Origin of the sequence: Marinobacter metalliresistant (genome assembly GCF_038098645.1) — a bacterium.
Taxonomy (GTDB): domain Bacteria; phylum Pseudomonadota; class Gammaproteobacteria; order Pseudomonadales; family Oleiphilaceae; genus Marinobacter; species Marinobacter metalliresistant.
Map to the genome: position 1 here is coordinate 3,545,418 of NZ_CP101118.1, position 22,490 is coordinate 3,567,907.

At 54.7% G+C, this 22,490-nt stretch carries 20 protein-coding genes and 1 pseudogene; 13 read left to right on the forward strand and 8 right to left on the reverse strand.

Annotated features, from left to right (window positions below):
- Positions 1 to 44: 44 nt before the first annotated feature.
- The 3 genes from glnE (at position 45) to NLK58_RS16630 (ending at position 4,452) form a co-directional block, all read left to right on the forward strand.
- Positions 45 to 2,951 (forward strand): bifunctional [glutamate--ammonia ligase]-adenylyl-L-tyrosine phosphorylase/[glutamate--ammonia-ligase] adenylyltransferase, encoded by a 2,907-nt coding sequence (gene glnE / locus NLK58_RS16620; protein WP_341581336.1) that lies wholly within the window; start codon positions 45 to 47, stop codon positions 2,949 to 2,951.
- Between the two features lie 76 nt (positions 2,952 to 3,027).
- Positions 3,028 to 3,954, forward strand: a complete 927-nt coding sequence (locus NLK58_RS16625) for a branched-chain amino acid transaminase (protein WP_117619509.1) — start codon at positions 3,028 to 3,030, stop codon at positions 3,952 to 3,954.
- A gap of 87 nt (positions 3,955 to 4,041) precedes the next feature.
- Positions 4,042 to 4,452: a DUF6165 family protein gene (locus NLK58_RS16630; protein WP_341581337.1), complete on the forward strand. Its 411-nt coding sequence runs from the start codon at positions 4,042 to 4,044 to the stop codon at positions 4,450 to 4,452.
- 132 nt (positions 4,453 to 4,584) lie between these two features.
- Here NLK58_RS16630 and NLK58_RS16635 read toward each other — a convergent pair whose 3' ends face one another.
- From NLK58_RS16635 to NLK58_RS16650, 4 genes are read right to left on the reverse strand one after another with little or no spacing between them, the layout of a single operon-like run.
- Positions 4,585 to 5,568: a glycosyltransferase family 8 protein gene (locus NLK58_RS16635; RefSeq protein WP_341581338.1), complete on the reverse strand. Its 984-nt coding sequence runs from the start codon at positions 5,566 to 5,568 to the stop codon at positions 4,585 to 4,587.
- Positions 5,558 to 6,502 carry a glycosyltransferase family 8 protein gene (locus NLK58_RS16640; protein WP_341581339.1) on the reverse strand — a complete coding sequence of 315 codons (945 nt, stop codon included), beginning with the start codon at positions 6,500 to 6,502 and terminating at the stop codon, positions 5,558 to 5,560. Before NLK58_RS16640 ends, NLK58_RS16635 begins: the two co-directional genes overlap by 11 nt.
- Positions 6,499 to 7,854: an O-antigen ligase family protein gene (locus NLK58_RS16645; RefSeq protein ID WP_341581340.1), complete on the reverse strand. Its 1,356-nt coding sequence runs from the start codon at positions 7,852 to 7,854 to the stop codon at positions 6,499 to 6,501. Before NLK58_RS16645 ends, NLK58_RS16640 begins: the two co-directional genes overlap by 4 nt.
- The gene (locus NLK58_RS16650) at positions 7,847 to 8,896 is read right to left on the reverse strand and encodes a glycosyltransferase family 9 protein (RefSeq protein ID WP_341581341.1); all 1,050 of its coding nucleotides are present in this window, start codon (positions 8,894 to 8,896) and stop codon (positions 7,847 to 7,849) included. Before NLK58_RS16650 ends, NLK58_RS16645 begins: the two co-directional genes overlap by 8 nt.
- Before the next feature lie 209 nt (positions 8,897 to 9,105).
- Between NLK58_RS16650 and NLK58_RS16655 the strand changes: the two genes are divergently transcribed.
- The 9 genes from NLK58_RS16655 to rffA all read left to right on the forward strand — a co-directional run bounded on the left by NLK58_RS16655 (position 9,106) and on the right by rffA (position 17,109).
- Entirely contained in the window at positions 9,106 to 9,783 is a 678-nt protein-coding gene (locus NLK58_RS16655) for a 3-deoxy-D-manno-octulosonic acid kinase (protein ID WP_341581342.1), read from the forward strand.
- A complete protein-coding gene (locus NLK58_RS16660) occupies positions 9,780 to 10,022 on the forward strand; it encodes a hypothetical protein (RefSeq protein ID WP_341581343.1) in 243 nt (80 codons plus the stop codon). The genes NLK58_RS16655 and NLK58_RS16660 overlap by 4 nt, the downstream gene beginning before the upstream one ends.
- Positions 10,023 to 10,043: 21 nt before the next feature.
- Positions 10,044 to 11,162 (forward strand): glycosyltransferase family 4 protein, encoded by a 1,119-nt coding sequence (locus tag NLK58_RS16665; protein WP_341581344.1) that lies wholly within the window; start codon positions 10,044 to 10,046, stop codon positions 11,160 to 11,162.
- Positions 11,163 to 12,230, forward strand: coding sequence for a CDP-glycerol glycerophosphotransferase family protein (locus NLK58_RS16670; protein ID WP_341581345.1), 1,068 nt, complete (start codon positions 11,163 to 11,165; stop codon positions 12,228 to 12,230).
- 164 nt (positions 12,231 to 12,394) lie between these two features.
- A complete protein-coding gene (gene rfbB / locus NLK58_RS16675) occupies positions 12,395 to 13,450 on the forward strand; it encodes a dTDP-glucose 4,6-dehydratase (protein ID WP_341581346.1) in 1,056 nt (351 codons plus the stop codon).
- A gap of 14 nt (positions 13,451 to 13,464) precedes the next feature.
- Complete coding sequence (gene rfbA, locus NLK58_RS16680) at positions 13,465 to 14,376, forward strand: glucose-1-phosphate thymidylyltransferase RfbA (RefSeq protein ID WP_341582823.1); 912 nt, start codon at positions 13,465 to 13,467, stop codon at positions 14,374 to 14,376.
- A complete protein-coding gene (locus NLK58_RS16685; RefSeq protein ID WP_341581347.1) occupies positions 14,357 to 15,415 on the forward strand; it encodes a TDP-N-acetylfucosamine:lipid II N-acetylfucosaminyltransferase in 1,059 nt (352 codons plus the stop codon). Before rfbA ends, NLK58_RS16685 begins: the two co-directional genes overlap by 20 nt.
- A gap of 3 nt (positions 15,416 to 15,418) precedes the next feature.
- Complete coding sequence (locus NLK58_RS16690; protein WP_341581348.1) at positions 15,419 to 15,982, forward strand: acyltransferase; 564 nt, start codon at positions 15,419 to 15,421, stop codon at positions 15,980 to 15,982.
- The gene (gene rffA, locus NLK58_RS16695; protein ID WP_341581349.1) at positions 15,979 to 17,109 is read left to right on the forward strand and encodes a dTDP-4-amino-4,6-dideoxygalactose transaminase; all 1,131 of its coding nucleotides are present in this window, start codon (positions 15,979 to 15,981) and stop codon (positions 17,107 to 17,109) included. The genes NLK58_RS16690 and rffA overlap by 4 nt, the downstream gene beginning before the upstream one ends.
- On the opposite strand, the gene NLK58_RS16700 is transcribed toward rffA, so the two are convergent.
- From NLK58_RS16700 to NLK58_RS16715, 4 genes and pseudogenes are all read right to left on the reverse strand, one after another.
- Positions 17,082 to 18,911 carry a glycosyltransferase gene (locus NLK58_RS16700; RefSeq protein WP_341581350.1) on the reverse strand — a complete coding sequence of 610 codons (1,830 nt, stop codon included), beginning with the start codon at positions 18,909 to 18,911 and terminating at the stop codon, positions 17,082 to 17,084. The two genes, rffA and NLK58_RS16700, sit on opposite strands and share 28 nt — an antisense overlap.
- Positions 18,880 to 19,116 carry a hypothetical protein gene (locus NLK58_RS16705; protein WP_341581351.1) on the reverse strand — a complete coding sequence of 79 codons (237 nt, stop codon included), beginning with the start codon at positions 19,114 to 19,116 and terminating at the stop codon, positions 18,880 to 18,882. Before NLK58_RS16705 ends, NLK58_RS16700 begins: the two co-directional genes overlap by 32 nt.
- Before the next feature lie 112 nt (positions 19,117 to 19,228).
- Positions 19,229 to 20,135: pseudogene (locus NLK58_RS16710) on the reverse strand (lysophospholipid acyltransferase family protein).
- Positions 20,132 to 21,553, reverse strand: coding sequence for a mannose-1-phosphate guanylyltransferase/mannose-6-phosphate isomerase (locus tag NLK58_RS16715; RefSeq protein ID WP_341581352.1), 1,422 nt, complete (start codon positions 21,551 to 21,553; stop codon positions 20,132 to 20,134). The pseudogene NLK58_RS16710 and the gene NLK58_RS16715 overlap by 4 nt, the downstream one beginning before the upstream one ends.
- A 133-nt stretch (positions 21,554 to 21,686) precedes the next feature.
- Here NLK58_RS16715 and NLK58_RS16720 point away from each other — a divergent pair, with 133 nt between their 5' ends.
- Complete coding sequence (locus NLK58_RS16720; RefSeq protein WP_341581353.1) at positions 21,687 to 22,490, forward strand: glycosyltransferase family 2 protein; 804 nt, start codon at positions 21,687 to 21,689, stop codon at positions 22,488 to 22,490.

Below are 22,490 nucleotides of genomic sequence, written 5' to 3' on the forward strand. Positions count from 1 at the left end.
TTATACAGTACTCGAAATATAACAGAGAGGCAGGGGTTTGCATTATGTCCGAGCCATGGCACAGCCTTCCGGAACCGCTGGCCGACGATGTCGCCGCGTGCTGGCATTCGGTGTTTCCGGGCGGAGTTCCGGGATGGCTGATTTCGGATGACGAAATCAGCGAGGCTGCGGTGGCCGATGCGCTGTCCCGGAGTCTGTTCCTGCGCCAGGCCCTTGAACGGCACCCTGAGCAGGTGCAGACCCTGCTCGAGTCGAGGCTGCTGACGGAGCCGACAACCCCTGAGTATCTGGACCGGCGATGGCAGGAGTATCTGAACGAAGTGGACGGTGAGCCGGCGCTGCATTCCGCCTTGCGCCGGTTCCGCCGGGAATCCCAGTTCCGGATGATCTGGCGGGACCTGATGCGCTGGGCTGATCTGGCCGAGACCATGGCAGCCACCAGCGCCTTCGCCGAGATCTGCATTGATGGCGCACTGGACTGGCTCTACCGGGATTCCTGTGAACAGTATGGCACGCCCAGGGGAGCGGACCCGGTGACGGGCGAAGAGGCAGACCAGAAAATGGTTGTTCTCGGGATGGGGAAGCTGGGCGGTCGTGAGCTGAACGTGTCGTCGGATATTGACCTGATCTTTGCCTTTCCGGGCAAGGGCGAGACCCAGGGAGGGCCGCGCTCCCTCGACAATCAGCAGTTTTTCGTCCGCCTGGGCCAGCGGCTGATACAGGCCCTGGACCAGATCACGGCAGACGGGTTCGTGTTCCGCGTGGATATGCGCCTGCGGCCCTATGGCCAGAGCGGCGCCCTGGCTCTGAGTTTTGCTGCCCTGGAAACCTACTATCAGGACCAGGGGCGCGACTGGGAGCGTTACGCCATGGTCAAGGCCCGGGTGGTGGCCGGGGATCAGCGGGCGGGGCAGGTGCTGATGGAAAGCCTGCGGCCGTTCGTGTACCGCAAATACATCGATTTCAGTGCCTTTGAGTCCCTGCGCAGTATGAAGGCCATGATCAGCCGGGAAGTGCGGCGCAAAGGGCTGGAAAATAACATCAAGCTGGGCAGCGGCGGTATCCGTGAGATCGAGTTTGTGGTCCAGGCGTTTCAGTTGATTCGTGGCGGCCGTGACCGGGAGCTCCAGCAGCGGGAGTTGCTGGTGATTCTGCAGGAGCTCGAAGCCCTGGAGTTATTGCCGTCGCCGGTGGTCCGGGAGCTCCGTGACGCCTACGTGTTCCTGCGTAACCTTGAGCATGCCCTTCAGGGCGTGGAGGACAAGCAGACCCAGCTTTTGCCGGAGGACGATTTGTCCCGGGCCCGTGTTGCCATGATCATGGGGTTTGAACGCTGGCAAGCCTGTGAGGAAGCGCTCAGGGAGCATCGGGAGCGCGTTGCCACCCACTTCTCAAATATCATTGCCACTGAAGAGAACGAAGAGGAAGGCCCGGCATCTCTGGATGAAGGCTGGTTCGAGCTCTGGCTGGCGGAAATGGATGGAAACACCGCCATCGAGTGGCTGAAGTCGCGGGGCTATGAGAATCCGGAGGCAAGTTCTGCCGAGCTTGCCGAGCTACGCGAAAACCGCACGGTTCAGACACTGCAGACCCAGGGCCGGAAACGGCTTAATCAGTTCATGCCCGTTCTTCTGGAAGCGCTCACCCGGGTTGATAACCCCTCGGAGACCCTGTCCCGGGTCTTGCAGCTGGTAGAGGCGATTTTGCGGCGTACTGCTTATATGGTGTTGTTGCTCGAAAACCCGGGCGCACGCACGCAGTTGGTCGGCCTGTGCAGTGAAAGCCCCTGGATCGCCCGCCAGCTGGCGGAAACGCCATTGCTGCTGGATGAGTTGCTTAACGCCGAGAGCCTTTACAACCCTCCGGCAAAAGCAGAGCTGCAGGACGACCTTCGACAGCAGATGTTGCGGATTCCCTTTGAGGATCTTGAAGAGCAGATGGAATCCCTGCGCCACTTCAAAAAGGCCCATATTCTGCGGGTCGCAGCTTCCGAGCTGAAAGGTACACTGCCGCTGATGAAAGTCAGCGATTATCTGACCTGGATCGCCGAGGTGGTCCTGGACCATGTGGTGGATGTGGCCTTCGCCAATCTGGTCAGCCGCCACGGCTACCCGGGAAAAGCCGATGGCTCGGCCTGCGAGACGGATTTCGCGATCATCGGTTACGGCAAGCTCGGCGGGATCGAGCTGGGTTATACCTCCGATCTTGACCTGGTCTTCGTGCACAACGCCGATCCAGAGCTGGCCACCGACGGTGAGAAGCCGATAGACAATGCGGTTTTCTATACCCGACTGGGGCAGCGGATTGTTCATATCCTCAATACCCAGACGCCGTCCGGCCAACTCTACGAAGTGGATATGCGCCTGCGGCCCTCCGGCAATTCCGGCCTGCTGGTCAGTACACTGCAAGCCTTCGAAAAATATCAGCGCGAAGATGCCTGGACCTGGGAACACCAGGCCCTGGCCCGCGCCCGGGGCGTCGCCGGCTGCACGGAAACCCTGGAAGCGTTTGAATCTATCCGGCACGACATCCTCTGCCAGCAAAGGGATCGCGACAAGCTTCGCGCGGATGTGGTCGAGATGCGAGAGAAAATGCGGGCCAGCCTGGGCACACCGGAGAGCCGGCAGGCCGAGGTATTCCATATCAAGCATGATGCCGGCGGCATCATTGATATCGAGTTCATGGTCCAGTACCTGATGCTGGCCTGGTGTGCCGAGCATCCCGAGCTGACCCAGTGGTCCGATAACATCCGTCAGATGGAAGAGTTGGGCAGAGCCGGCGTGATGACCGTTGAAGACGCTGAAAAATTACGGAAAACCTTCATAGCCTTGCGTTCCACTATTCACCGTCGGGCGCTCCAGAACCTCAACAGCCAGATAGAAGGTGACGCCTTTCTGGAGGAGCGTGAGTACATCCGTGCGATGTGGAAAAAAGTGATGATTGATGCTTGAGGCAAATTCAATTCCGGCAGAATTTCCTGCTAGAATGCCGGTTCCCCGAAAACTGCTTTTTTAGGAGCAACGAAGCATGTCGATGGCTGATCGCGATGGCGTTATCTGGCTGGATGGTGAAATGGTTCCCTGGCGCGAAGCCAAAACCCACGTCCTGACTCACACCCTGCATTACGGCCTGGGCTGTTTTGAAGGTGTGCGGGCCTACAACACCGCGAACGGTCCGGCTATTTTCCGCCTGAAAGAACATACCGACCGCCTGTTCCGCTCCGCTCACATCCTGAACATGAAGATGCCGTTCAGCAAAGATGAGTTGAACGCAGCCCAGTGCGCGGCAGTACGTGAAAACAATCTGGATGAAGCCTATATGCGCCCGATGGCGTTTCTCGGTTCCGAAGGTATGGGGCTGCGCGCCGATAACCTGAAGGTGCACGTGATGGTTGCGGCCTGGAGCTGGCCCTCCTACATGTCTCCGGAGGCGAGAGAAATGGGGATCAAGGTGCGCACCTCTTCCTACACCCGCCACCATGTCAACATTACCATGTGCAAGGCCAAAGCCAACGGCAACTACATCAACTCGATGCTGGCTCTGAACGAAGCCATCTCCGGTGGTGCCGAGGAAGCCCTGCTGCTGGACAACGAAGGTTATGTTGCCGAAGGCTCCGGTGAGAATATCTTCATCCTGCGCGACGGCGTGCTGCATACACCGGAACTGACCTCCTGCCTTGAGGGTATCACCCGTGCGACGATCCTCGATTTTGCCCGGGACCTGAATATTCCGGTTAAAGAGCGCCGGATTACCCGTGATGAGGTTTACATCGCCGACGAGGCTTTCTTTACCGGCACCGCTGCTGAAGTGCTTCCGATCCGTGAGCTGGACGGCCGGATCATTGGCGCCGGCAAGCGTGGTCCGGTAACCGAGAAGCTCCAGTCGATGTACTTTGATGCGGTGAAGGGCAAGCTGGCCGAGCACAGCCGCTGGCTGACTCACGTTAAAGGCTGATTTCAGAAGGTTCGCAAGCCGCCGCTGACTGTTTCAGCCCGGCGGTTTTGTTTTTTTGTAAACCCTATTCATTGGCGGGACGAGCAAATGGCAGATGTAATCAAGGTGCCGGTATCGTTTGGCGAAGTGCTGGACAAGATCACCATTCTCGAAATCAAGTCCGAGCGCATCAAGGATGAGGCGAAGCTCAGGAATGTTCGGCTTGAACTGGGCGAACTGAATGCCACCTGGGATGACGCGGTAAAGGACAAGGCGTCCGAAATCGCCGGCCTGCGCAAGCAGCTGAAGGCTGTTAACGAAGAACTTTGGGTGATCGAAGACGACATCCGAGACCAGGAAGCCGCCCGGGATTTCGGGCCGAGATTCATTGAGCTGGCGCGTGCGGTGTACGTCACCAATGATAAGCGCGCGGCTATCAAGAAAGACGTCAACCTCGCCCTGGGGTCTCGTTTCGTGGAAGAAAAGTCCTACCAGGACTACACAACGAAAACTAAATAGACGGAGGCAGTAAGCGACCCTCAGGCTGCGCGAAAACAGCCTTATAGGCTCCAAAAATAACCGCGACTGGTTTCGCGGTTATTTTTTTGGATGGTTGGTATAAAAGGGCCACTAAATCAGCCTTATACAGGCTCATTGGGTCCGGTTATGGCATTGGTAAAGGTTATAACCGTTTTTTTGGTACCAGGCCTGCCACTTCAACTGCCGTCTCAGCTTCTTCAGGCGGGAGACGGACGCGTATGCCAGCAGGTAATCAATAAAACCTGGCTTCGATCTCGGTGATTGATCGAGTCTGTCGGCATAGCGATCATACTCACCTGCCAGAGGGTGGAATCTCACTTTGCGCCACGGCTTATCCCAGCCAATGTAATGAATGATTCCGGGTGACAGGATGGCATCTTCAATTTCGTCTTTCGGAAAAGCTTCTGTTTGCTCACTGGGCCGATAGAGCCCCGTTTGATGATTCCACTTGAGGTGCAGGTGTTTCCATTTCTCGTGCAGAACCCCATTTAGCGCACATTGATCGTTTGTACTTATTCGGTCGGGATTTTCTTTTTTGAATCTGAATACCTTCTCGGGAATCTGGTCACGTCGCCATAAATCCAGATTGATAAGCAGCATGCCGGAATTAAAGTACTGGTTCTGTGGTATTCCCAGTTTCTTGTAGGTGTGACCTGACAGGTTTTCAACGGCGCCAACATGGAACTCAGTAATATCCGTCTCCCAGAGTTCAATGATGTCACCTTTGACTATCATGTCGCAGTCAAGGTAGATCACCTTGTGAACAGAGTTATCAAAGAGTTCGGGGATGGAAATACGATAATAGGCCGACGAAGTTATGTGTTTGATGGTAGGCAAGTCGTCGAAACGTTGTCGGTCGAAAGAGACAAAGTCGACACCGGAAGCTCCCAGTTTTTTCACTTCCCGGTTCATCCTCGACTTGTTCTCGCTGGATATACCGCCATCCAGGCAAAACAGGGACAGACGCTCGGGTGCTGAGCAATTTGCAAGCAGCGAGTAAAACAGAACGGTAAGGTGAGGTGCGTAATTATCGTCTGAGCTGGCAACAACACCGACAGCGTCAGCGGGCAGACTTCGAAGTTGATTATGACTCATGGGTAATTTGGCTCCGTTGAAATTCTCTGAGAGCTGATTGCCGTTTGTAGGACTTCCAGCGTTGCCTCAGTGCGAAAAAATACTTGAGATAGACGTTGAGTGCAGCATCCGGTGGGGGGAGATCCGCCCAGGGAGTTGTCGCCAGAACCGCCCGATATTGTGGTTTGAAAGGATGAAAACAGTAGACCTTCCAGGGTTTCTTTTTACCCGTGAAGTGGACGATCTGGGGATCGAGAATCGCCTCTTGCATGCTTTGCCGGGTATAGGAGCTGCCCTCGTGGTATTTTTCGACCACTTTATAGATGTCGGATTGCTGATTCCATCCGGGCGGCAACCGCAACCAACGTCCTTTTAGCACGGCATTCAGGCTGCATTGGTCAACGTACTGCAGGCGATGAGCGTGCTCCCGGGCATAATCCGTTACCTGTTGGTGGATACCTTCCTTCCTCCAGCCATTGAGATCTATCAGCAAGACACCGGAGTTGAAGTATTCCCTGCGTGGAAAACCAATGTCCTGGCAGGCTCTTGGTGAAAGGTTTTCAACCGCTGCAACGAGGTTGGCGTTCAGGTCGACTTCCCACAATTTGTTCAGGTTCCCAAGAACGAGTGTGTCGGCGTCTATATACAGAACCCTTCCTATGTCGGAGGGAATGTACTCCGGAAGATTGATGCGCTGGTAGACGGCCTCTCCATACCGCAACGTTGGCAATCCCCGGTACAGTTCGTCATCGGGTTGATAAACCGCAAGTTGGCCGCCGGCCCGGTCAATCAGATCCTGAAGCTTGCGAATGCTTTCAGGAGAAATGCTGCAATTGATCAGATGAAACGTCATCGGGGTGTCCGGTGTCGCTTTCATCGCAGATAACATCATCACGGAAACATACGGGATATAATTCTCATCACAACAGGCGGCGACGTGAATTCGGTGGGTCATGAACTTACATCCTCGCGGTGCGATTGTAGATAGAACGAGTAGATAAACCCTGCGACAACAGCATTAATATAGTGCCCGGTTGTGTAAAGTGTGTATGACTCGAAGAAATTGATGGCAACCCAGAATCCGAAAAAGCTGAGTGCGAACACGAACACATCGTCGGGCATTTCTCTGTTTCGATGGGCAATAAAGGTCGCACTTCCCACCCAAATGACCATGACCAACAGAATGGCCGTTCCAATCAGACCATTGGCCACGAGGGACTCCACCAACGAACTGTGCAGGTGGCCAAAGGTTTTCTTGAATTGATCAGAGAAATACTCGGACTGATCGATAAGGTCTTCGGCGCTGCCCGGTCCCCAGCCCAGCAAAGGACGCTCTTTTAGCCATTCGAGAGCCATCCGCCAGGAGAGAAGCCGAACGCCATGGCTGCTTCGAGGGTTGGCGTTGTATTCCGGCAGGCTGGCGTATTGTTCAAGAGAAATCTCCTGATCGCTGAAGGAGGCTATAACCCGCTCAGGTGCATTGATTCCGGCAATCATAATGCCTGACAGAATAAGTATCGCCGGCACGAGCATAGTTCTGCGTTGCGGTTTGCCCCTCTTCGTCCGTGCCAGGCAGGCGATGGTTACCAGTCCAATAGTGCTGGCCATGAAGATACCAAGCCAGGCGGCACGGGTTTGAGCAGCGATGAACACACAAGCTGAGGTGGTGAACGTAATGGCGACAAAGGTCATGACGGCCCGACGCAGGAATGGTGTGCTGATTCTGACAGCACGGGCCATGAAGCAGACCGAAGCAATCAGAGCTGTTCCGGTGAACATGGCAGTGTGCTGGGCATTGTGGATGCCGAAATCCTCCCGTCTACCATTCAGAGCCATTGTCCAATAGCCATCTCCGATGGTTGTCAGCAGATAGATCAGCAGTCCGAGTGCACCCAGCAAAAGAAGAGCCCAGCGATAGGGACGGGCAACTATCCCCATGCCGAAAGCGATGATAAATACGATAAATGGCTTGAGCACATAGCGCGTTTCGCGAGTTTCCGGATCAATGCCCGGAGGTAGGCTATAGGCGTACCACAGTCTTGCGAGAAGCAGGAATCCCAGCATGGCAACGCACGTCAGCAGAAACGGGTCGCGAAGGACAAGATACCGTATGCCGTTTTTTCTCCCGGAAACAAAGACCAGCCAGAAAAATGCCAGAAGCATGAGGCTCTCTGCGCCTCGGTAGGCGGCAAGGGATGGGAGGTAGAAAAAAATATAGGCGGCCAGAGCGGCAACAAACAGCTTTTCAGCGTGGCTCTTTTCAGACAACCATGTTCTGATCTGTGGCATGGAGGCTTTGCTACTCATCTGAGGGTTGTCCGTTCCGGATTGCAACCCACTCGTCGAGTTTCGCACAGACGTCCTTCACCGTGATCAAGTCCATAGCACCCTCGAATTCCGCTTTCGCTCCCCAGCGTGCTGATTCCACGCTCTTGCCGGTATATTTTGAGAGTGCTTCACTGTAACGATCGACACACCATGTCAGCGAATTGTAGGGGCCTGAGCGGTTCGGATTGCTGGCGGCATAAAGGCCGATCACATCGGTGCCCATGGCGCTGGCAATGTGGGTGGGCCCGGTGTCAGGTGCGACCACGAGGTCTGCTGCAGCCATCATTGCAGCCAGTTGTTTGAGGGTGTCCTTACCGCAGATATTGGTAACCGGCTGGTGCATCTGGCTGGCGATGGATTGGCAGAAGTCTGTTTCGAAAGGAGCGGGGCTTCCCACCAGAATGACATTCATTCCATATTCGCTGATGGCATAATCCGCCAGTCTGGCGTAGCGGTCGGCTGACCAGTTGCGCAACGTATGGCTTGCACAAGGGCTGATAATCAGATTTTGTTGACCACTTGCCAGGTAACTGGATGAGAACTTCCGATCGGCGTCTGCAACCGGAATGATCCACTTGGCCGGTGCAGGCTTGAGACCCAGAGGTATCAGAAAGCTGGCGAGGCAATCCCGGACGTGTTGTCGATCGGCTTGAGGAATCCGACGATTGATAAACAGTCCGTGTAGATCTTTGCTTCGCGCTTTGTCGTATCCGATGCGGGTGCTGGCGCGGACGCAGGCAGCGGCAAGGTTTGCCCTGAAGGCAACCTGCATGTGCAGCAGTGCGTCAAATCTGCGACTCCTGAGAGCTTCCCAGAGGTCCCGGTAACCGCGCCATCCGCTCTTTTTGTCAAACACAATAAATTCGACGCCGGGAAGATCGCCAACCAGTTGCGCTTCCATCTTTCCAATAATCCAGGTGATATGAACGCCTGGACATTGCTCCTGAAGGCTGAGGACAACCGGCACGACGTGCGTGACATCGCCAATGGCGGACAGGCGGAGAATACAGACTGATCTCATCTAATAACCAAAATCCTGCAAGGTTTCATAAAGTCGCGCCGACCTTCCATAGAGCTTTGCTGGCAATCATTGATAAACTTGGGCGTAGTTTATCTTACTCAGCGTCAATCGTCTCAGGTCCTTGGGGACGGTTGGAGCCCATTATATTTGCCACGGGATTCAGGATGGTCGACGCAGATTCTATTTCGCGAGAGGGTGACTTTGTCTACATGACTCATAAAGACTATGAAGGCTTGGTGACTCCCCGCTGCTTTGATCCGGGTGCCTGGGGCCCCGCTGCAGAGCCTGTTTCCAGTGGGGGGCGTGGCGGTGCCTGGTTTGTTGAGTCTGGCTCCCTTTCAGCCGTGTTGAGAAAATATCTCAGGGGCGGCCTTGTTGCGCGTGTATGCATGTCAGCCTATCTTTATCTGGGCGAAAACCGGGTACGTCCATTTTCGGAATTCCGGTTGTTGTCGTCGCTTCATGCCAGAGGATTTCCGGTGCCCAAGCCAATAGCTGCCGGTTATCAACGGGCAGCCTTTGCATGGTATCACGGCGCTATCCTCGTTGAACGACTGAACGGGACTGTGCCACTGGCAGGTTGCATCGGTCATCTCTCATCTGGTCAGTGGAGTGTCCTCGGGAAAACGCTAAGGCAGTTTCACGATGCCGGTGTATTCCATGCTGATCTGAACTGCTTCAATATCCTCGTGTCGGAAGACGACTTCTACCTGATTGATTTCGACAAAGGCGTGATCCGGCAGGACGCGCGCCCCGACGCGCGCTGGAAATCTGCAAACTTATCCAGGCTTCATCGTTCCCTTCAGCGTCTGAACTGGCCTCGCGGAGCCGGCGATCTGGCGAGCCGCTGGGCGGAGCTTGAGCTCGGCTACCAGGGTAGGGCATGACGGATAGTGATGCCATGTCGGCGGCAGTAATCCGGCCACTGCCCAAACTCGGTCCATTGATTAAACACAACATCCTGACCGCCATTTCTGAGAGTGCAGTCGAGACGATTTCCGCGCAGAAGTTAATGGGCTGGCAGGAATGCGTTGTGCTGTTACTGCCGCGACTTTCTCTTTGCCAAACAGTAGACTGTGACCTGAAGGGTGCTATGCCGTGCCGCCAGTGCAATGTGACATCATGAATCGCGTAGAAGGAATCGGGTTTGAGTGAAGCGCAATCCACACCAAAACTCCCTGGCATACTCTGCTTGACGGACAAATGTGATCGGCCCGAAAGCGAGCTGTTTATCGGCCTTAAGAAGAAGGGGTTTCCCCTAGCTGTTCTGGCAAATCCGGATGGGGCCAACTATGAGAGATTGCATCGCGCCGGCCTGATTGCGGGTCCCATGGCGTTGCGGAATCGGTTTGATAAAGAGGGAACCGCGGCTATTCGCAAGGAGCTGGAAACCGGCCGGTATGATGTTGTGCATGCGTTCAATCCCCGTGCACTGGCGTGTGCATTGCGGGCGAGCCGGGGAGTTTCGGTCAAGATCGTTGCTTACAGGGGGGTGATTGGCAATATCAGCTACCTCAACCCGGAATCCTGGATTACCTTTCTTCATCCCAGAGTGGATCTGATCGTTTCCGTGGCGGACGCGATTCGTGACTATCTTGCCTCTCTGCGTTTCCTCTGGATGCGCCTGCGGCCTTCCAAGCTGGTCACCGTCTACAAAGGCCATGACCTGAGTTGGTATCGTGATACGCCAGCGGATCTTCGGGAATTCGATATTCCGGCGGACGCCTTCACCGTTTGCTGCACCGGCCGGGATGTGCCGAGGAAGGGGTTTGACGTACTGATTGACGCGCTGGCAAGACTTCCACCGGACGTTGTCATTCACTTGTTGTTGGTTGGGGATCTCGATCGCAATGAGGCGGTTAGGCAACAGGTCCAGACGCTATCCCATCCTGAACGTGTGCACTTCACCGGGTTCCGGCGAGATGCGCCTGCGCTGGCTGCCGCAAGTGATGTTTTCGTCTTGCCATCCAAAGAACGTGAAGGCTTGCCCCGGGCCGTTATAGAGGCCATGTCGTACGGCGTTGCGCCCATTGTTACGGATGTGGGTGGCATGCCGGAGCTTGTTGAAAGCGGGGTCAGTGGACTCGTTGTGCCGCCCGCAGATTCGCAGGCGCTCAGTGCCGCGCTTCTCGAGCTTTACCACGATCGGGGGCGCCTGAAGCAGATGGGGCAGAATGCACGTCGCCGGATAGAAACGAATTTCCATACCTCCCAAACGGTGGAGCAAATGGGCATGATTTACTGCAAGCTAATGGGTCAGAACTGAATGCGCCGTTACCTTTTTTTTGTTAATCAACCCTATTCCTATTCAATTCTGCGCCCTCTGCAGGCTGAAATACGGCGTCGGGGTGACGAGGTTGCCTGGTTCGTTGCAGGGTGCACGGCGGCTCCCCTGAAGCCTGATGAAAAAAGGCTGAAGACGGTCAAAGAAGTCGAGGCTTTCGGTGCCGAGGCGACGTTTGTACCCGGCGATTGGGTGCCCTATTTTTTTCCCGGTATAAAGGTTGAGGTGTTTCACGGTTTAGCTCGAAATAAACGTGGTCACAAAAGTGAGGATGAGAGCGACCATTATCGGGTTCGGGGCTGGTTCGATCTTTACTGCACTCATGCGGAAAAAGATACTGAGAAGTTCCAGGCTTTGGCTCGGGAGTTGGGCCATTTTGCGGTGGCCAAGACCGGCTGGCCCAAGATTGATCCCTTGCTCAGGGACGCGAGTCCCGGTGAGCGGGGCCGTGACGAGGGGGAGCCACCCACGGTCTTTTTTGCCTCAACATTCAGTCGCTCAGTAACTTGCGCGCCTCAGCTTGCGGATAAAATAGAAGAGCTTTCGAATAGCGGAAAATGGCGTTTTATTGTGACGCTTCACCCCAAAATGGATCCAGCTACAGTTGCACGTTATCGGTCCATGAAGGGCACCAACCTGCGGTTCATTGAAAGCGATGAGGACCTGGTCCCGTTGTTACCTGAAGCGGACCTGATGTTGTGTGACACGTCATCGATCATGTTTGAGTTCATGTTCCTTCACAGACCTGTGGTTACCTTTTGTACAAAAATGCCCGGCCCCTATCTCATCGACGTTCAGGCTGTTGATCAGCTGGAGGCCGGGCTGATGCGGGCGTTGCAGCGCCCCGCTGAACTACTGGACGCGCAAAAGAAACTGTGTCGAGATCTTCACGAATTCACCGATGGGCGATCAAGCGCACGGGTTCTGGAAGCGACCGATCAGTTCCTGACGGAAACAAAGTCCACCCTGAAGCCCAAGCCACGGAACCTCCTCAGAAAGCTGAAGGTGAAGCGACGGCTGCGCCGAGAGTTGGCCAACATGCCCACTTAGCCCATGGACTCTTCAAGTTTGAGAACAGAGAGCCAACCATCCGCAAACGGACCAGCCATGTCAGGTATTGATGCATTTCTTGCCAGTACGCCGTTTCAGCCTATGAGCTGTGCGGAGGCAGTGTCGCACTGTAGTGTCGAACATTCCCTGTTGGTTGTTGTCGCATGAAAGTTCTGGTGACTGGTGGTGCCGGCTTTATTGGCTCAGCGCTGATTCGGTACTTTCTCGCAGAAACCAGTGTGGAGGTCGTAAACGTCGATCTGCTGACCTACGCGGGCAGCCTTGAGTCACTGGGCCAGTCTGCAGCCAGTGAAAGATATCGTTTCGAGCAAGTGGATATCTGTGATCAGAATGCTTTGTGGACCATCTTTGAGGCGCATCAGCCAGATGCCGTAATGCATCTGGCCGCTGAGAGTCACGTCGACCGTTCCATAGACGGGCCTGCTGCCTTCATTCGGACCAATATCATCGGAACCTATACACTGCTGGAGGTTGTGCGCAAGTATTGGCTGGCCCTGCCGGACAATCTAAAAAAAGTATTTATATTTCAGCATGTTAGCACGGACGAGGTGTATGGTGACCTCGACGCCTCTGATGAGCCATTCAGTGAGATCACGCGATACGCACCCAGCTCCCCCTATTCAGCCAGCAAAGCGAGTTCTGATCATCTGGTTCGGGCCTGGTATCGTACCTATGGCCTGCCTGTGATTGTGAGCAATTGCTCAAACAACTATGGCCCTTATCAGTTCCCGGAAAAGCTGATTCCATTGATGATTCTGAATGCATTGGAGGGTAAGCCTCTGCCGGTTTACGGGGACGGTCTCCAGATTCGTGACTGGCTTTTTGTGGAGGATCATGCCCGTGCGCTTCACACGATTTTGTGTCGTGGTAAGCCTGGTGAAACCTATAACATTGGCGGGCAAAGCGAGAAAACCAATCTTGAAGTCGTGCATTGCCTCTGCCGATGTCTCGATGATCTGGTTGAAAACAAACCTGCGGGGCTTTCAACCTTTGGCGAGCTGATTTCTCATGTGACGGATAGGCCGGGCCATGATCGGCGCTATGCGGTTGATATCACTAAAATCAGCCGTGAGCTCGGATGGCTGCCTGGTGAAACCTTTGATTCCGGTATGCGTAAAACGGTGAGCTGGTATCTGGATAATCTTGACTGGTGTCGTCGTATTCTTGCCAGATCCGACAAATGGAAACAGATAGTCTGAAGGGTTGGACGATTATGAAGGGCATTGTTCTTGCCGGTGGCACTGGTTCCCGTCTGTTTCCAATCACGATGGGCGTTTCAAAACAGCTCCTGCCAATTTATGACAAACCCATGATCTACTATCCGCTCTCGGTCCTGATGTTGGCGGGTATCAGAGACATTCTTGTCATTACGACGCCCGATGATGCTCCTGCATTCAAGCGATTGCTGGGAGACGGCAAGCGATTTGGTATTCAGCTGGGTTACGAAATCCAGAAAAATCCGGACGGTCTTGCTCAGGCGTTCCTTATTGGGGAAACGTTTATCGGCACCTCAGATGTTTGCCTGGTTCTCGGTGACAACATTTTTTACGGTCAGGGTTTTACGCCAATGCTGAGGAGTGCAGTGCACCAGATTCAGCAGAAACGAGGTGCGATGGTTTTCGGCTATCAGGTCAAAAAACCGCAGTATTTTGGTGTAATCGAGTTCAATAGTGATATGCAAGCGGTGTCGCTGGAGGAGAAGCCCCAGCGTCCCAAATCAAATTTCGCAGTGACAGGTCTATATTTTTATGACAACCAGGTTGTTGATATAGCTAGAAAAATAGCACCATCCGCAAGGGGTGAGCTTGAAATAACAGCCATAAATAATGCCTACCTTGAACGTGCCCAGCTTAATGTTCAGCTTCTTGGACGCGGATTCGCCTGGCTGGATACAGGGACTCATGGAACACTCCTTGAGGCTGCGCAGTTCGTTGAAACCATTGAAAAACGTCAGGGGTTCAAGATTGCTTGTCTCGAGGAAATTGCATGGCGAAATGGCTGGCTGGGCAATGAGGGTATGCGCAGCGCGGCAGCGTTCTACGAAAAAAGCGGTTACGGATCTTATATACAGGAGCTCGTCGAAGAAAGGGATTCACTAGACAAAAATGGTGTGTTTGGTGAGTAGGCCAAGGATCCTGCATATTTGTCGGGCGGAGAAGTTCATTCCGCCGTTTATTGATCTGGTTTACACAAACTTTGACCCGGGCCTGCACCAATTTGTCATTTTCGGTGACCACCAGAAATTCAGCATTGAGGATCGCGTCGGTGCATACCGGATAGAGAACGGCTTTCTCAGAAAAACGGCGGGGAAAGCCCGGCTTATCGCGCAAATGCATCGCGCAGACCGAATCATTCTACACGGACTGTTTACTCGCTCTGTCATCAAGATGTTATTTCTGATGCCATGGCTGCTGAGGAAGACCTACTGGTTTATCTGGGGCAAGGATCTCTATGGAAAAAGGGAGCGGGTAGACTCAAAACCTGGGCTTAAGGATTTTTCCAGGCGATTTGTTATCAGGAATATGGGACACCTGGTGACGCATGTGCCGGGCGATATCGAGCTGGCCCGCATCTGGTATGGTGCCAGCGGAACAGCACACCAATGCCTGATGTACACCTCTAATCTGGTGCCTGAGCTGCAAGTCGACGAGCTTTCCAGGGACGTCGTGGCGGTACAGGTGGGCAACTCGGCGGATCCCAGCAATAATCACCTGGAAGTTTTCGATCAGCTTGCAAGCCTTCCAACAGACAACTTCCGCGTGTTTGTTCCTCTCTCCTACGGAGATAAGCGGCATGCCAGGCGAGTGATTGACGAAGGTAAAAGACTGTTTGGTGATCGGTTTGTTCCGCTGGTTGATTTCTTGCCCCCGGATAACTATCAGGAGTTTCTTGCCGCTATCGATGTTGCCGTTTTCAATCACAATCGCCAGCAGGGTCTCGGCAACCTGATATCTCTCCTGGGAATGGGAAAAAAGGTGTTTCTTCGGCCTGATATTTCAACAGCCAGTTTGTTGAATTCCCTCGGTATCGAGTGGTTCGACGTCAGCAAGCTTGATCTCTCTCCGATCGGGGAGCTTTCAAAAGCACATAATGTAAGGAAAGTCCGGCAAGCCTACTCAAAGGCTAATCTAATCGCGCAACTGGATGAGATCTTCACAGGGTGAGTTATGGGCTACCTCTCGGAAACCGAGCTGAGGAAAATGAATTTCAAGAGCCTTGGGCGCGATGTAAAGATAAGCAGCAAGGCAAGTATTTACGGTTCGGAACTGATGGAGATTGGTGATTATTCCCGGGTCGATGACTTCTGCATTCTGTCAGGAAAGGTGTCCATTGGTCGATATTGTCACGTGACCCCCATGTGCCTGATCGCCGGAGGGCAACCCGGTGTGGAGCTCAACGATTTTTGCACTTTGGCTTATGGCGTAAAGCTTTTCGCGCAATCCGATGACTATTCCGGGGAATCCATGGTCAACTCTCTGATTCCACCAGAATACAAGCGTGAGCGTTTTGCTGCGGTTGTTTTGGAGCGGCAGGTGATCATTGGTACAAACTCGGTTGTTTTCCCCGGCGTGACGGTGGCCGAAGGCTGCGCAATTGGCGCGATGACTCTCGTTGTCACAAGCACCGACCCCTGGGGGGTTTATATCGGGAGTCCGGCCAGATGGCTGAAGGCGAGAAAGAGAGATCTCAACGAACTCGAAAAAAGGTTTCTGAGGGAGACCGGTGTGTGATCCCTTTTAACCGTCCTCCCGCAACGGGAGATGAGTTGCAATACCTTGAAGAAGCGTTGAGTCAGGGAAAGCTGTCTGGCGATGGGCCGTTCACTGAGCGTTGCAGGACGTGGTTTGAGAGTCAGTTGGGTTGTGCTCGGGCATTTCTGACGCCCTCCTGCACGCAGGCTCTGGAGATGGCGGCGTTGCTGATCGATGTAAAGCCCGGTGATGAAATCATCATGCCGAGCTACACCTTTGTCAGTACCGCAAACGCGTTTGTACTTCGAGGTGCGCGGATTGTTTTCGTGGATATCCGTCCGGACACGATGAATATTGACGCAACCCTGATCGAGCATGCCATTACCGAAAGGACACGGGCGATTGTTCCCGTGCATTATGCCGGTGTCGGATGCGACATGGACTCGATCATGCGGCTGGCCCATCGCTATGACCTCTATGTCATCGAAGACGCTGCCCAAGGAATGATGTCTCAATATCGTGGTCGTCCCCTGGGTACCATCGGGCATTTTGGGGCATTCAGTTTTCACGAGACGAAAAACTACACCAGTGGTGGCGAGGGTGGCTTGCTCATTGTGAACGACGCCAGTTTCGTTGCTCAGGCAGAAATCATTCGGGAAAAGGGCACCAATCGCAGCCAGTTTTTCAGGGGCATGGTGGACAAATACACGTGGGTAGGTCTGGGCAGTAGTTACCTGCCAGGTGAGCTTCAGGCCGCTTATCTCTGGGGTCAGCTAAACCAGGCAGAACAGATCCGAGAAAATCGCCGGGCTATCTGGCAACGGTATCACGACGCGTTCAAGCCTATCATTTCACAGGGAATTGTTCAGGGGCCCGTTATCCCGGAGGATGTTGATCACAATGCCCATATGTACTTTCTGAAAGTCCAGAATTTGGAAGAGCGGTCGGCATTAATTGACCACCTCAAGCAGTCCGGTGTGATGGCGGTATTTCACTATGTCCCTCTGCACGCCACACCGTTTGGTCAGAGAGTGGCAAGGTTTGATGGCGAGGACCGGTTTACGGTGCAGGAGAGTGAGCGCCTGATTCGTCTGCCCCTCTGGTACGGCTTATCAGAGGAGGAGCAGAATCAGGTTATTCAGTCCCTTCTGTTATTCTTTGACTGACTGGGAAAGGTTTTCTTTGAGCTTAATGTCCACAAGCCTGCGTATTTGTTAAATGTCACTTGTGCGTAGGTAACGGCCGTCAAGTAACCCACGGCGCCGTCCAGAAAGCCAAAGCGTATGAAATACACCTGAACGAAGGTCAGTATCCCCCGCAACGTTGGATAAATCATGGTGCGGGCTTTCTTACCCCTGCGGTGTTTTTCCAGTGAACCAAGCCATGCGTATTTTGCACTTTTCTCCAGAGAATGACCAAAATCCCGGTGCGTGTAATGAGTCAGCCGGCCGCGCAGCGTTTTGGTTTTCCTGCCCTCGGGGAGCAGGATGCGTTCATGGACCAGCGCATCAGAAAAGCGCACGCCCTCCCGGAGGAAGAGGCGCAGTGGTGCCCGGCCGCTACGGCCGAAGTCGAGGCGCTTGCCATAGATAGTAACGGCCCAGGGCAGCTTATAGGCATCGGCATCCGGATCCGCCAGGTGATGGTTGATTTCGCGCGCCAGCTCAGGGGTGATGCGTTCATCCGCGTCCAGCGACAGCACCCAGTCTCCCGTCGCTTTTTCCAGTGCCCTCTGTTTCTGTATTCCGAATCCCGGCCAATCGGTGACTTCGACGATATCCGCATACTGCTTCGCAATCTCCACCGTTCTGTCCGAGCTGCCGCTATCAAGCACAATAATTTCGTCTGACACCAACCGTGCGGACTGGAGACAATCAGCAATATGGTCTTCCTCGTTCTTGGTGATGATGGTGGCGGAGACTTTCTGCTTCCGTTTACGCGTGTAAGATGCGCTCAATTCATTAAACAACGCCGAGCCCAGACCGGCGACTGCGAGCAGGTAGAACGTCAGAAACAGGGTTCGGTTAAAGGTTGCTTCTGTCAGGCCAAAGAAAAAGTAACCTGCAGTAACCATGGTGCCGGCCGCGGCGAGGTGCGCCGTAGGCGCATGCTTGCTGAACAGGTGTCGCGCAAAGATGGTGAGCGGTATGAAAATAAGGAAAAGCCAGCTCAAAATGCCGGGAATGCCACTGGTAGCGGCATTGTTAAGCAGATCGTTATGGGCGTGACCCGTGCAACAGTCGAACAGGATGGCGGATGCGTCCCCACTCTCCACAGAAGTTTCTATGCTATGGGTGTACCCGCCGAGGCCAATGCCGGTCCACGGATTATCACGAAACATTGCCCACGCAAGCCCCCAGACCTCGAGGCGAATCTCCATTTCCGTATCCAGGTTGCCGTTCTCAAACGCGCCTTCAACGGATCGTGACATGCGATCGCTGCCTGCCACTGCCGCAAGCACCAGGACGGGAATCAGGATAAGGCCGGCCAGGCGGAGTTTTTTGCCGAGTAACGGCACAAGTGCCAACAGGAGGAAAGGCAGGGCAACCAGGTTGCTCCGGGTCTCGGAGAGCATGGAGATGGTCACTGCTGCAACCCCGGTGATCAGGAACAGCAGAGCCAGAATGTAGCGTTTTTCGCGAGCGAAGAAAAGTCCGCCTGTTATCGTCAGCATGCCGCCGAGCAGAGCGATATTGCCGAAACTGATTGGGTTAATGCCGCCACCAAGACGGGTGTTCAGCAACTGGTCCAGCCCCCCGTGGCGGGCCGCAAGGGCCGTAAAGAAACTCACAATCACTGATGCCGCAATGAGCCCGGCGGCGGCAAAAGCCGCATTGGCACGAACCTGGGCGTAACTCAGGGCAACGATCAATGGCCAGAACAGAATGAAGCGGGCATGGGTGCCGAGGGTTTTCCCGCCCTCGTAGTCGAATCCTTCAAGCGACCAGGAGTAAAAGCTCACCAGCACAAAAAAACCAGAACGCAAAGTGCATCAGCCGCAGCTCTTTGGGTTTGTCCCAGCCGGTTCTATAAAGTGATTTCCTATGGCCTGTGATCATACCGGCGATGGCCAGCAGCAATGTGGCTGCCGCCAGGATAGTCGACGATAGAAGAGCGCCCCCGAGGCCAATCATCAGTAATAGTGGAAGAAACGTCCGGGTGGAAAAGGTCATGTGCGCGAAGTCCGTGTGGTATCTGGTGGGCAGTGGCGTCGCTGATCTCCGGAAGGCCTGGTGTCCCGTCTGGCTAATTCGCAGTAGGTTAGCGAATTAGCCAGACGGGACACTAGCATACCCGGTCCGGATTGTAGGGGTTTATTTCTCCGGGGGGGGCGATGTCTCATTCGTTTATACTCCCACTGGTACTGTTCCGGAATCTCTCTGACGCAGTGTTCAATTGAGAGGTTCAGGGCGGTTGTGGCGGTTGTGGGGTCCTTGTCACCCAGCCCTGGTTCCGTTTCGCGGACAACGATTCGAAAGCCCCGGGCATCGGCAAGCCGTTCGGCATAGGTGATCAGGACATTGGCTCCGGTGCGCTGGATCAGTTTTGAAACCAGGGTCATGGTTTTGACGTCCATGCCAAAGAAGGGTGCAAAGGCATTACCTTTGCCCCGGGGTGACTGGTCCGGCAGGATGCCGGCAACGCCACCTTCCCGCAGGATGGAGGCCAGTCGGGCCAGCCCGCGCCGGTCGCCCCGTACGAGCTCGGAACCGACGCGCCCCCGGACCTTGATCATGTAGTCTTCTAATTCGGGCATATTGGGAGGGCTGTAAAGTGCCGCCATTTTGTAGCGTGAGGAAAAAAAGAGGCCGGCCAGTTCCCAGTTTCCGAGATGGGGCGCGAGCAGGATCAGCCCCCTGTTGCCGGCCATGGCCTGGTCAATCAGTTCCAGGCCCTCGGTTTCCCGGATCAGGCCAAGGCATTTCTCCACCGGCCATTCCCACATCAGAGGAACTTCCAGCATGGTCATGCCGGTCTGGGCCAGGGATGCTTTTGACATGGCTGCGCGCTCGGGCCCGGAGAACTCGGGCAGGCAGATCGAGAGGTTGATGTCGGTCACCTGGCGGGACTGGGTTGGCAGCCTCCACACCAGGTAGCCAACGAATCGGCCAGCCCGCTGGGCGCCGGCAAGAGAAAACCAGCCGGCAATCCTGAGCAGACCGGCGATTACGAAATACTTGAACTTGCTCATTTTCGGCCGTACCGGTCCTCGTACCTTACGATGTCATCTTCGCCCAGATAGGAGCCAGACTGCACCTCAATCAGCTCCAGATCGATGACCCCAGGATTTTCAAGGGAATGTACTTGCCCAACGGGGATGAAGGTAGACTGATTTTCCGTGACCAGATAGGTTTTTTCGCCATTGGTGACGCGGGCTGTACCGCTGACCACAATCCAGTGTTCGGCGCGATGGTGATGCATTTGCACCGACAGTTTGGCTCCGGGTTTCACCGTAATCCGTTTGACCTGATACCGGGCACCGTTATCGATGGAGTCATAAACCCCCCAGGGCCGGTAGACTTCCCGATGGTTCATGTGTTCGTGTCGGCCATCATTTTTTATCTGCTCAACGACCGTTTTCACGTCCTGAACGCTGTCCTTGTGGGCCACCAGCAGCGCGTCCTTGGTTTCAATGACAACCAGGTTGTCCACGCCAACGGTCGCCACCAGACGGCTGTCTGCGCGCACGAGGGTGTTGGACGTTTGGTGGGTAATCACATCCCCGGTCAGACTGTTGCCGTTCGGGTCTTTGTCGCTGACGGCCCAAAGCGCCGACCAGGAGCCGATATCGCTCCAGCCGGCATCCAGGGCAACCACGGCGGCCTTGCCGGTCTTCTCCATCACCGCGTAGTCAACGGATTCGGAGGGGCATTCGGCAAAGCGCTGGGCATTGACCCGGGTAAAGTGCAGGTCATCGGCAGTATCGGCGATGGCGGCGCGGCAGGCGGTGAGGATATCGGGACGGTATGCTTCGAGTTCTTCAAGATACCGGCGGGCACCGAACAGGAACATGCCGCTGTTCCAGAGGTATTCTCCGGAATCGAGGTAGCTGTTCGCGGTTGCCTGGTCCGGTTTTTCGACAAATTTGTCAACCGCATAGCTGTCCGGGCCCAGTTCGGTGCCTCGGTGTATGTAGCCATAACCGGTTTCCGGATGGTGGGGGACAATGCCGAAGGTAACCAGTTTACCTTCCCGGGCCAGGGGGATGGCCTTTTTGACGCCCTCCTGAAAGGCTGTGACGTCCTTGATCAGATGATCAGCCGCCAGTACCAGCATCAGGGGATCATCGGCGCCGTTTTCCACGGATTCAGACAACTGGAGGGCGGCCAGTGCAATAGCCGGGGCGGTATTGCGTCCGCACGGCTCAAGAATAATGCGGGTATCTTCGTGGCCGGATTGGCGCATCTGTTCTGCCGCCAGAAACCGGTGCTCTTCGTTGCAGATCAGAAGCGGGTTCGCTGCGTCCATGCCCTCAAGCCGCGCCACGGTGGCCTGCAGCATCGACAGGGGGCCGTTGGCCAGTTTCAGGAACTGTTTCGGGTTCAGCTGCCGGGACATCGGCCAGAGCCGTGAGCCGGTGCCGCCAGCCATAATGACGGGGTGAATCATCTGTACACTCCGGGCTTGAGTTGGAGAATGTCGTGAAAAAACATCAAAATCAGGCGCGTCATCTTACCATAAGGCATCCATGATATTGTTCTGACCAAACCGTAAACTGATTACCAAGCCACCAGGAATTGTGATGAAGCTACCGTTATCCGTTTATTACATCACTCAGGATGAAGAACTGCGACTACCGGAGTCGCTGGCAAAGGTTTCCGGCTGGGTGGATGAGATCATCGTAGTCGATTCCGGGAGTACTGACCGAACCCGTGAAATTGCAGAAGCCGCCGGCGCCCGGTTTGTTCACAATGACTGGCAGGGATTTGCCTGCCAGAAGGCCTTTGCCGCCAGTTTGTGCCGGAACGACTGGGTGCTGGACCTGGATGCGGATGAAGTGCTTTCTGACGAGCTGGTGAGCAATATCAAGGGCCTGTTTTCAAAGCCTGTGGATGCTGACATCGCAGGCTTCAGAATGCGCTGGGTACTCTCCCAGCCGGACCCCAGGCATCCATTCCGGCACGACAAATCAAAAAAGATCCTGAGGCTCTACAACCGTAACAAAGCCGTTATCGAGGCGGAAAAAGACAGCAACAATGACCGGCCACAGGTAAAACATGGTCGCGTACTGGATCTGAAAGGCGATGTCCTGCATCGCACCCTGATTTCGCTGGAGCAGATGGAGCGCAAGTACTGTCAGTTGTCGACAGAGCAGGCCCGCTTTCTGGCAGAAAAGGGAAGGAAGATTTCGAGCCCCCGGCTTTTTGCCGAGTTCCCTTTGAAGTTTCTGAAATATTACCTGGTACACCGGCAAATACTGAATGGCTGGTTTGGCCTTAGCGTGGCAATCACGGCCGCCAACCGGAATTTCATGCGGCTGGCCAAGGCCAGGGAATTGCAGATGCTGGCGGCCCTTGAGAAAGGTGGTAGGCAGAAGCAGCCCTGA